A 9,408-nucleotide genomic window follows, 5' to 3' on the forward strand; every position below is an offset into this window, starting at 1 on the left:
AGATTTCCTCTCGGGACGATGCAACGATGATCTTCGACGGCACGATCGACCTCGACGTTCCGGCGGCCGACGCCTGGGCTTTCCTGATCGACATCAACCGCTTCTCGGCCTGCCTTCCGGGCATCGAAGAGGTCAAGCAAATCGACGACAGGACGTTCGAGGGCGTGCTCGGGGCGACGGTGGGGCCGATCTCGGGCCGGTTCGCCTTTCGCTCGACGATCGTCGAGAGCCGCCCGCCGCACGAGCTCGTGGTGCGGACCGAGGGAAGCGATTCGGTGACCAAGAGCACGGTCAACGCCGACATGACCGTCGGTCTCCGCGGCGTCTCGGAGGCGAAGACGGCGATGAGCTACCGCGCCGACGTAAAGATCAACGGCCGGCTGGCGATTCTCGGCGACATGGTCCTGCGGGCGACGGCGACGCTGATCCTGCAGGAGTTCACGCGCCGGCTGAAAAAAGCGCTCGGGGCCTGATTCCACCGTACGGCCCGAACCGTCTGGACGGCTTGAACGATTTGAACTGGAACGAGGCGACCTTTCCTCGAGCTTTTGAGCTCTTGAACAGCCGCGAAGCGGCGGCAGGCTTCGGAGGTTTTCGATGGCCGATTATTACGACGTGATCATCGTGGGAGGAGGCTCGGCCGGCTGCGTGGCCGCCACGCGGCTGTCCGAGGATCCGAAGAGAAAAGTTCTCCTGCTCGAAGCGGGGCCCGATCCGTGGCCGCTCCCCGAGCTGGTGGCGGACGCCGACAAGCAGACGCGGTTGCTGCTCGAGTCCGATTTCGTGCGCATGTACCCCAGCGAACGGCATGCCGACGGAAGCATCTATTACGCGCTTTCCGGGAAGATCATGGGGGGCGGCTCGTCGGTGAACGTGATGTCGGTGCTGCGCCCGATGAAAGCCGACCTCGACGGCTGGGTAAAGCTCGGCAACCCGGAGTGGAGCTACGAGAAGTGCCTGCCGGTCATGAAGCGGATCGAATCGGACCAGGACTTTCCCGGCAGCCCCATTCACGGCAACTCCGGCCCGCTCTACGTCAAGCGCCACTTCACGCTCGACATGCCGGCGTCGCCGCCGGTGCAGGCCTTCATGGCCTCGGCCTACGCGATGGGGCTTCCGAAGTGCCCGGACCTGAACGTTGCCGAGCCCTACGGCGTCTGCGCCTCGCCCTACAACATCAAGGACGGCAAGCGGCAGTCGACCGTGGTCGCTTACCTGAACGGTGCCCGAAGCCGGCCCAACCTGACGATCATCGCCGAGGCGCCGGTGCACTCGCTCGTGCTCGAAGGCAGAAAGGCGCGCGGGGTCCGCTACGAAAAGGAGGGCCGGGTGCTCACGGCCGAAGGCGGCCAGATTCTCCTGACCGCGGGAGTCTACCACTCGCCGCAGATCCTCATGCTTTCGGGCATCGGCCCGGCGGCCGAGCTCAAGAGGCACGGCATTCCGCCAGTTCACGAGCTCAAAGGCGTCGGCGAGAACTACCACGATCATCCGGTCGTGTTCATGACCTTCGAGGGGCCGCAGGCGGCGAAAGAAGACTGGATCGTGCCGCGCTTCCGCCTGATCACCAGGCACAATCCGCTCTACGGCTGCCCGAACTTCCACATCGTCATGCGACCGCCGACCGAGGTCGCCGGGATCAAGCGAATGATGCCGGTCTCCGCGCACCTTCTGGAGCAGCGCAATCGCGGGCGGGTCTATCTCCGCAGCACCGATCCGCACGATCTCCCCGGAGTGGACTCCGGGATGCTCGAGCACCCGGAGGACCTCAAGGCGATGCTCGAGGCGATGCACTTCATCGAGGAAATGGTCCACAAAGGGCCCGCGCGGGAGTTCTACGGCCCGCTGATTCAGCCGGGACCGGGAGAGGACTGGGGGAAGTTCGCGCGCTCGACGTACGACAGCTACCACCACGGGGTCGGCACCTGTAAGATGGGGCCCGCCTCGGATCCGACGGCGGTGGTCGACGAGAAGCTGCGCGTTCACGGGATGGAGAATCTGTGGGTGGGCGACGCCTCGATCATGCCCGTGGTCAGCCACGCCAACACGAACCTGACCTCGATCATGATCGGCGAGCGCCTCGCCGACTTCGTGAAGGAAGCATCATAAGATTGCGGTTTCCGGTTTCCGGTCGAAACCAGGAACCAGAATTCTCCTTGGAGGGCCCATGTCGGAGGCGACGCTCAAGGCGGCGGACATCATCCGCGAGATCAAGCGAGCCGGCATTCGCTTCGTCGTTGCGCTGCCGGATCGGGTGACGAGCCACTACCTTTTGAAGACCATGCTCAAGGACCCCGACTTCCGCGTCGTTCAGGTCTGCAAGGAAGACGAGGGGATCTCGATCTGCAGCGGCCTCTACGCGGCGGGCCAGCGGGCCTTGATGATGATGCAGTACACCGGGCTGCTCGACTCCTGCAACGCGCTGCGCGGCGTCGCGATGGAAGGGAAGAATCCCGTCTGCATGATGGTCGGGCTTCTCGGCAAGGAGCCGGGAGTACCGCCCACGCAGAGCAAGCGCTACGGGATCCGCATCGTCGAGCCGGTGCTCGACGCCATGGAGATCAGCCACGAGCTGCTCGAAGAGCCGGGCGACGTCGAGCGCATCGTGCCCGCGGTCGAGAAGGCCTACGCGACCTCGTCGCCCGTGGCGATGCTGATCGGAAGGGAGCCGCGATAGCCATGATGAAACGAGACGAGTGCCTCAAGGTTCTGGCGCGCCACCGCACGAACGAGATCGTCGTGGCGGTCTACATGGCGGCCCAGGAGTGGATCCACATCGCGCCGAGCGATCTCAACTACACTTTCACGGGAGCGATGGGCCAGGGTTCGTCGCACGCCCTGGGGCTTGCGCTGGGGCGTCCCGACAGGAAAGTGATCGTCCTCGACGGCGACGGCAGCCTGCTCATGAACCTGGGCAGCCTCGTCACGATCGCCAACGCCGCCCCGAAGAACTTCATCCACTGCCTCTGCGAGAACGGCACCTACGAGACCAACGGAGCGGTCCCCATCCCGCGCGCCGGAGCGGTCCGCTTTTGCGCGATGGCCGAGGCGGCGGGCTACCGCAAGACCTACGAGATCGACGATCTCGGAGAGTGGGATCGCCGGCTGCCGGAGATTCTCGGCGAAGAAGGGCCGGTCTTCGTCGATCTCAAGGTGCAGCCCGGCGAGGCCTACCCGGAAAATTTCCGCCGGCTCTACAGCATCGAGCACCGCGAGCGGTTTCGCGAGGCGTTGAAGAACAGCTAGGGACAACGGCGGCCCGAACTCCGGGCCCGTCCCTCTTCCCGGGCACGGGACGCAAGTCTGCGCGGTTCCAGCGCAGCCGGACGCCGCCGGTTTTCGACCCGGGGATCCCGAACTCTAGCTTCCGCGCCCGCCCGACGCCATGGAAGCCCAGCTGATCGCTCTTTTGACCTCCATCTGGTACGCAGGGGCGCTGGTGGCGTCGCGCCGCGGCCTCGACCACTCCACGCCGGCAACCGTCACGCTCGTCTCCATCGCCGTGCAGAACGTTTCGCTCTGGTCGGCGGTGTTTCTCTCCGGTGGCATTCCGCGCGTCTCGCCCGTCGCGCTCGGGTTGTTTTGCATCGTCGGCGTGTTCCAGATGGGCGTGCGGCTGTTCGCGTACAACGGCGTGCTCCGGATCGGCGCGTCGCGGAGCGGCGCGCTGCAGTCGATCAGCCCGCTGGTGAGCGCGACGATCGCGGTCGTGGCGCTGCGCGAGCGGCCTTCGGGCCTGGTCGTGATCGGAACGGTGCTGGTCGTCGCGGGCGTGATCCTGGTTTCGTGGCGGGCGGAAAAGGAGCTGCCGACCTTTCGCTGGTGGCATCTCCTGCTTCCCGTCGCCGCCGCCTGTCTCACGGGCGTGAATCATCCCATACGCCGCTACGCCCTCGGCCTCTCGAACGAGCCGCTGTTCTTTTCGGCCTTCATGGGGTTGATCTCGCTCTCCGGCTTCCTGGTCTATCTCGCGCTCTCGCCGGGCGAGCAACGGCTCGTCTGGGAGCGAAAGGCGCTCGGGCCGTTTCTGTGGACCGGCATTTTCGAGACGCTGTCGATCGTTTTCATCCTGACCGCGCTCAGCATCGGCGAAGTGACCGTCATCGCCCCGATCGCCGCGAGCTATCCGGTCTGGGCCCTGATCGGCGCGAAGCTTTTTCTCCGCGGCGTGGAGAAGATCCGGCTGCGGACGGCGATCGGGATTTTGAGCGTCGTCGCCGGGACGATCGCAATCCACCTCGGGAAATAGGCGGCTCGCCGAGGGCTTGCGGCCGGAAAGCTCCTTCAATAAGATCGTCGCGTGGCCGGCTTGAAGATCTACGACATATCGCTCACCCTCTCGCCTCGAACCGTCCGCTGGCTGACCTCGCAGCCGATGGAGCTGATCGAGCGCAAGCGCATGCGCCGGGGAGATCCCAACAACTCCTCTTCGATCCACGCGAGCGTTCATGCCGGCACGCACGTCGACGCGCCGTTTCACTTCCTGGCGGACGGGCAGACGATCGAGTCCTTGCCGCTCGAGCTGTTCGTCGGGCCGGCGCGGGTCTGCGCCGTCGAGGCCGCCGAGCAGATCACGGCGGCGGATATCGCCCGGCTGGGGCTGGCGGGGGAGGAGCGCGTCCTCTTCAAGACGCGCAACTCGGCGCTGCTGCAAAAGGAAAGCTACGACCCGAGCTTCGTTTCGTTCTCGGCCGACGGTGCTGCGGCGCTCGCGGACCTCGGCGTCCGCCTGGTGGGGCTGGATTACCTTTCGGTCGCGCGCGCCGACCAGCAGGTGCCGGTCCACCGGGCTTTCCTCGAGCGCGGCGTGATCGTGGTGGAGGGCATCGACCTCTCGGCGGTTCCGCCGGGGCGCTACGAGCTGATCTGCCCGCCGGTCAAGCTCGCCGGATCGGACGGAGCGCCGTGCCGCGCGATCCTGCGCGAGCTCGAAGCATGACCTCGAAGACACTTTCGCATCGAAGGAGGCGCAAGGAGAGATGAGTATCGAGGCCATCGACCACGTCGGCGTGGTCGTTTCGGACATGGATCGGTCGGTCCGGTTTTACACCGAGCTCCTGGGCTTCTCGCTGCTCGCCCGGTACCGGCCCGAAAGCCCTTATCAAAAGGAAATCGCGTACCTCAAGTTTCCCGGCGCTTCCGACGCCAAGCTCGAGCTCTACTCGCTCAAGCAGCCGTCGGCGGAGCCTTCCTACGAGCGCAGGGTCGGGATGCGCGAGATCGCGTTGAGGGTTCCGGACGTCGGAGCGGAGCTGGAAAGGCTTCGCCGGGCCGGGGCCGAGGTTCTCTCCGAGCCGGTTTACACCGAAGCGCCCGGCCTGCCTCCCGACTCGCCGGTCAGGCGGCGAACGCGCGGGGCGATCAAGGGACCCGACGGCGTGATCGTCGGACTGTATCGGTGGGGATGAAAAGGATTCGCTGGAGGAACCATGAAAATCACCGTCGATCGGGAACGATGCCGCGGGCACAACAACTGTGTCTCGATCGCGCCGAACGTCTTCGACCTCGACGAGACCTTCAAGGCGATCGTCATCGACCCGAAAGGCGACACCGAGGATACGATTCTCAAAGCGGCCAGGATGTGCCCCAAGCTCGCCATCCTGCTTGACGACGAGAAAACCGGCGCGCGCCTTTTCCCCGGACCCGGCGACAGGACGCGGGACCAGCTGGACATCTCCAAGTGAGCCCTGCGGCCCCGGCGATCATCGTCCACGGCGGAGCGGGTCCCGTCAGGGACGGGAGCCTGGAGCGGCGGCTCGAAGGTTGCGACGCCGCGGCGCGCGCCGGGTGGCGGCTGCTGGAGCGGGGCGCAAGCGCGCTGGACGTCGTGGAGGCGGCGGTCGCTGCGCTCGAGGACAACCCGCTGTTCAACGCGGGCACCGGCTCGACGCTCAACAGCCGGGGCGAGATCGAGATGGATGCCGCGATCATGGAGGGGGTCTCGCTCCGGGCGGGCGCGGTCGCGGCGGTCCAGCGCATCAAGAATCCGGTGAAGCTCGCGCGCCGCGTGCTGGAGGACGGCCGCCACGTTCTTCTGGCGGGCGCCGGGGCGCTGGAATTCGCCCGCGCCGCGGGAATTCCGCAATGTCCGCCCGAGGAGCTCGTGGTCGAATCCGAACAGCGGCGCTGGCGCGACAAGCACGGCACGGTCGGCGCGGTGGCGCTCGACCGTGGCGGGGCGGTTGCGGCCGCGACCTCGACCGGCGGGATCTTCGACAAGCTGCCTGGTCGGGTGGGGGATTCCTCGCTCCCGGGCTGCGGCGTCTATGCCGACGAGGACGGCGGGGTTTCGTGCACGGGCCACGGGGAGTCGATCATCCGCGTCGTGCTGGCAAAGAGCGCCCTGGACTTCGTTCGCGCGGGCTGCGATCCGGAAGAAGCGGCTCGGCGGGCCGTGGAGCTGCTCGCCTCCCGGACGGGCGGGACCGGCGGGGTCATCATCCTCGACCGCCGCGGCCGGATCGGCTACGCGCGCAATACGCCGCACATGCCGGTCTGCTATTCCACCGGCGCCGGCGGATTCAAGGTGGATTTCTGACGGGGGCGCCGCCGGCACGATGGTTACGGGCACGATCAGGGCGCCGGACCGAAGGGCAGGAGAAGGCCTCCTCTCTTAAGGGGGAGGAGCCCACCGTCCCGACTTCTCGCTCCTCGGGAAAAGCCACCACGGAGATGCCGTCGCGATGCGCTGGTTGGCGCGCTTGAAGCTTTTCCGCGCGCCCGATCGATCGGACTGGCGACGGCAATGTGCTTTCCCGCGCACATGGCAAAAAGCACCTACAAGAGCTCTTTTTGGCTGGCGAAGGTGGACTTCGGCTAGATGACAGCGGGCGACAAATCAATGCGACCCGGAGCGCTCAGATCATCAATTTCCCGGTTGACTCCGTATCTTGCCGGCGTTAAGTTGGCTCAAGATTTGCGCCCGAGGCCGCCGTCCGTGCGGTAGGGAGCAAGATATGTCCGGCGACAAGGCGATTCTGATCCGCAACCTCGATAAAGGTCCCGAAGTCCGCCACGGTCGAAGCGGCGGCGTCTCGCCACCTCTGAACAACGGAACGAGAGCGACTGCAGGCGGCAAGAGCGAACCGAGTGGCATAACATCGTCGTTCGATGCAAACAGGCCGGAGCCCGCGGTCAATACTTTTTTTCCCATCCTGGACTGAGTCAACCGGGTTCCATTTCACCTTGCGAGGCCAGCCATGGACCGCGCGCCGCTTCAACAGATCGATGTCGATGCCGCGCTGCGCACCATCGTCGAAGGCACGGCCACAGAGACCGGTGAGCAGTTTTTTCGAGCCTTGGTCAGGAGCCTCGCCGCGGTCCTCGGCACCCACGGCGCCTGGGTCACGGAATATTTCCCCGAAGCGCGACGGCTCAAAGCGTTGGCTTTCTGGATGGACACCCAGTGGCTGGAGGGGTGGGAAATGGTGATCGACGGCACGCCCTGCGAGCGGGTGATCCACGAGCGCTGCTTGATCCACATTCCCGACAACCTGCTCCATCTCTACGGCGATGATCCCGACGTGCGAGCCACGGGCGCGGCGAGCTACATGGGCATGCCGCTGCTCGACCTCGACGGCAGATGTCTCGGCCATCTGGCGGTGCTCGACAAGCGGCCCATGCCCGCCGAGCCGCGGGCCCAGGCGCTGTTTCACATCTTCGCCGCCCGCGCCGCTGCCGAGCTGCGCCGCCTGCGCGCCGAGCGGCAGGTGCTAGAACGGGAGCAGAAGCTTGCTCGATTGCTGGGCAGCGCCATGGACGCGATCATCGAATTGGATCGCCATCTCCGAGTCACCCAGATGAATCCAGCGGCGGAAAAAGTCTTCGGTTGCGCCGCCGTGGAAGCCGCGGGGCAGACGTTTACCCAATTCCTGACGCCGGAGTCGCGCGAGAAATTCGCCCGCCTGATCATCGACCTGGATACCCGGTCGGACGGGCAGCGCTGTTTATGGATCGCCGGAGGGCTCAACGCCCGGTCCAGAAGCGGCGATCAATTCAGCGCGGAGGCCACCCTCTCGCGGTTCGACCTTGAGCGCGAGCCGTTCTACACGCTCATCCTTCGAAACGTCAACGAACGGCTGGAGGCCGAGCGAAAAATCCAATCGCTTACCGTCGAGACCGAGTACCTGCGCGAAGAGCTGAAGTCGCTCATCGGCGCGGACGAAATCATCGGGCGGAGCGAGGCGCTGCTGAGGGTTTTGGGCGACGTCAAAGAGGTCGCGACGACCGACGCCACCGTGCTGATTCTCGGCGAGACCGGCACGGGAAAAGAGCTGATCGCGCGGGCGATTCATGCGGCGAGCCGCCGGCGCGACCGGCCGTTGATCAAAGTCAATTGCGCGGCGATCCCGGCCGCTTTGATCGAGAGCGAGTTCTTCGGCCACGAGCAGGGTGCTTTCACCGGGGCGACCAAGAGGCGCGACGGGCGCTTCGCGCTGGCGCACGGCGGGACGATCTTTCTCGACGAAGTGGGCGAGCTGCCGTTGGACCTCCAGTCCAAGCTCCTGCGCGTTCTTCAAGAAGGCGAGTTCGAGCCGGTCGGCAGCTCGCAGACGCGCAAGGTGGACGTGCGGGTGATCGCGGCCACCAACCGCGAGTTGGACAAATTGGTCCGCGAAGGCAAATTCCGCGAGGACCTGTTCTACCGGCTGAACGTCTTTCCGATCAAGGTGCCGGCGCTGCGCGAGCGGCGCGAAGACATCTCGGTTCTCGCCAACGCGTTCGCGCGGAAGTTTGCCCGGCGGATGGGCCGCCGCCTGGAGCCGATCTCCGAAGACTGCTTCCGGCGACTTGAGGCCTATCCCTGGCCGGGCAACGTACGCGAGCTGCAAAACATCATTGAGAGGGCCGTTATCACTTCGCGCGACGGACGGCTTAATTTGGACCGCGCTCTCCCCGAAAGCGCAACCGCCCCGGCTACGGCCGCCACCGAGAGCGCCGGCGGCCAGCGCGTGCGCACGGCCCGAGAGCTCGAAGAGCTGGAGCGCCAAAACATCATCGCCGCTCTGGAAACGGCCGATTGGAAAATTTCCGGACCGAACGGCGCCGCTCAGTTGCTCGGCTTGAAACCCACCACCCTAAGCTCGCGCATGAAGATCCTCGGTATCGAGCGCAAGCGCTAAACTGACTCGCGATATTTCGTTCCTAACGCTCACGAGATCTCGTCATCCACGAATTCTCGCGATTGAGCGAGTCCGTTCGCAGCCAGCTAACTCGTTGGATTTGCGGCCCTAATCGCCGGGCGAGCGGTTCGGCACAGTTCGCGCACTAGGCGTGGGCGAGCTGTGACGAACAGCAAATAGACTTTCAGGAGGGCGGTCATGGTCAGCAACTACAGTTATCAGGGGGCGCTGGAAACATCGGAGCGGATTAACTGGCGGATCGAAGACATTATCGGGGGCGAGAAGC

General features: G+C 65.4%; 11 protein-coding genes. All 11 read left to right on the forward strand.

Features of this window, described 5'->3' with window-relative positions:
* Positions 1-26 precede the first annotated feature (26 nt).
* The 11 genes from VNN77_12255 to VNN77_12305 all read left to right on the forward strand — a co-directional run bounded on the left by VNN77_12255 (position 27) and on the right by VNN77_12305 (position 9,122).
* Complete coding sequence (locus VNN77_12255; GenBank protein HXG52162.1) at positions 27-473, forward strand: SRPBCC domain-containing protein; 447 nt, start codon at positions 27-29, stop codon at positions 471-473.
* Positions 474-597: 124 nt separating this feature from the next.
* Entirely contained in the window at positions 598-2,109 is a 1,512-nt protein-coding gene (locus tag VNN77_12260; protein ID HXG52163.1) for a GMC family oxidoreductase N-terminal domain-containing protein, read from the forward strand.
* Positions 2,110-2,167: 58 nt separating this feature from the next.
* Entirely contained in the window at positions 2,168-2,677 is a 510-nt protein-coding gene (locus tag VNN77_12265) for a decarboxylase (GenBank protein ID HXG52164.1), read from the forward strand.
* Between the two features lie 2 nt (positions 2,678-2,679).
* Positions 2,680-3,246 (forward strand): thiamine pyrophosphate-dependent enzyme, encoded by a 567-nt coding sequence (locus tag VNN77_12270; GenBank protein HXG52165.1) that lies wholly within the window; start codon positions 2,680-2,682, stop codon positions 3,244-3,246.
* A gap of 139 nt (positions 3,247-3,385) precedes the next feature.
* On the forward strand, positions 3,386-4,249 hold the full coding sequence (locus VNN77_12275; GenBank protein HXG52166.1) for an EamA family transporter: 864 nt from the start codon (positions 3,386-3,388) through the stop codon (positions 4,247-4,249).
* Positions 4,250-4,300: 51 nt separating this feature from the next.
* Positions 4,301-4,939, forward strand: a complete 639-nt coding sequence (locus VNN77_12280; GenBank protein ID HXG52167.1) for a cyclase family protein — start codon at positions 4,301-4,303, stop codon at positions 4,937-4,939.
* A 40-nt stretch (positions 4,940-4,979) separates the two neighbouring features.
* On the forward strand, positions 4,980-5,408 hold the full coding sequence (locus tag VNN77_12285) for a VOC family protein (GenBank protein HXG52168.1): 429 nt from the start codon (positions 4,980-4,982) through the stop codon (positions 5,406-5,408).
* A 21-nt stretch (positions 5,409-5,429) separates the two neighbouring features.
* Entirely contained in the window at positions 5,430-5,684 is a 255-nt protein-coding gene (locus VNN77_12290; protein HXG52169.1) for a ferredoxin, read from the forward strand.
* Positions 5,681-6,538, forward strand: coding sequence for an isoaspartyl peptidase/L-asparaginase family protein (locus tag VNN77_12295; protein ID HXG52170.1), 858 nt, complete (start codon positions 5,681-5,683; stop codon positions 6,536-6,538). Before VNN77_12290 ends, VNN77_12295 begins: the two co-directional genes overlap by 4 nt.
* A 418-nt stretch (positions 6,539-6,956) precedes the next feature.
* Entirely contained in the window at positions 6,957-7,163 is a 207-nt protein-coding gene (locus VNN77_12300) for a hypothetical protein (GenBank protein HXG52171.1), read from the forward strand.
* A 36-nt stretch (positions 7,164-7,199) separates the two neighbouring features.
* Complete coding sequence (locus tag VNN77_12305; protein ID HXG52172.1) at positions 7,200-9,122, forward strand: sigma 54-interacting transcriptional regulator; 1,923 nt, start codon at positions 7,200-7,202, stop codon at positions 9,120-9,122.
* Positions 9,123-9,408: the final 286 nt, after the last annotated feature.

It is taken from the genome of Candidatus Zixiibacteriota bacterium (genome assembly GCA_035574315.1).
Taxonomy (GTDB): domain Bacteria; phylum Desulfobacterota; class Binatia; order UBA9968; family UBA9968; genus DATLYW01.

Bases quoted from the DNA above. Each gene is read 5' to 3' on its own strand.
- VNN77_12255 (HXG52162.1), top strand. From the start codon at position 27: ATGATCTTCGACGGCACGATCGACCTCGACGTTCCGGCGGCCGACGCC.
- VNN77_12260 (HXG52163.1), top strand. From the start codon at position 598: ATGGCCGATTATTACGACGTGATCATCGTGGGAGGAGGCTCGGCCGGC.
- VNN77_12265 (HXG52164.1), top strand. From the start codon at position 2,168: ATGTCGGAGGCGACGCTCAAGGCGGCGGACATCATCCGCGAGATCAAG.
- VNN77_12270 (HXG52165.1), top strand. From the start codon at position 2,680: ATGATGAAACGAGACGAGTGCCTCAAGGTTCTGGCGCGCCACCGCACG.
- VNN77_12275 (HXG52166.1), top strand. From the start codon at position 3,386: ATGGAAGCCCAGCTGATCGCTCTTTTGACCTCCATCTGGTACGCAGGG.
- VNN77_12285 (HXG52168.1), top strand. From the start codon at position 4,980: ATGAGTATCGAGGCCATCGACCACGTCGGCGTGGTCGTTTCGGACATG.
- VNN77_12290 (HXG52169.1), top strand. From the start codon at position 5,430: ATGAAAATCACCGTCGATCGGGAACGATGCCGCGGGCACAACAACTGT.
- VNN77_12300 (HXG52171.1), top strand. From the start codon at position 6,957: ATGTCCGGCGACAAGGCGATTCTGATCCGCAACCTCGATAAAGGTCCC.
- VNN77_12305 (HXG52172.1), top strand. From the start codon at position 7,200: ATGGACCGCGCGCCGCTTCAACAGATCGATGTCGATGCCGCGCTGCGC.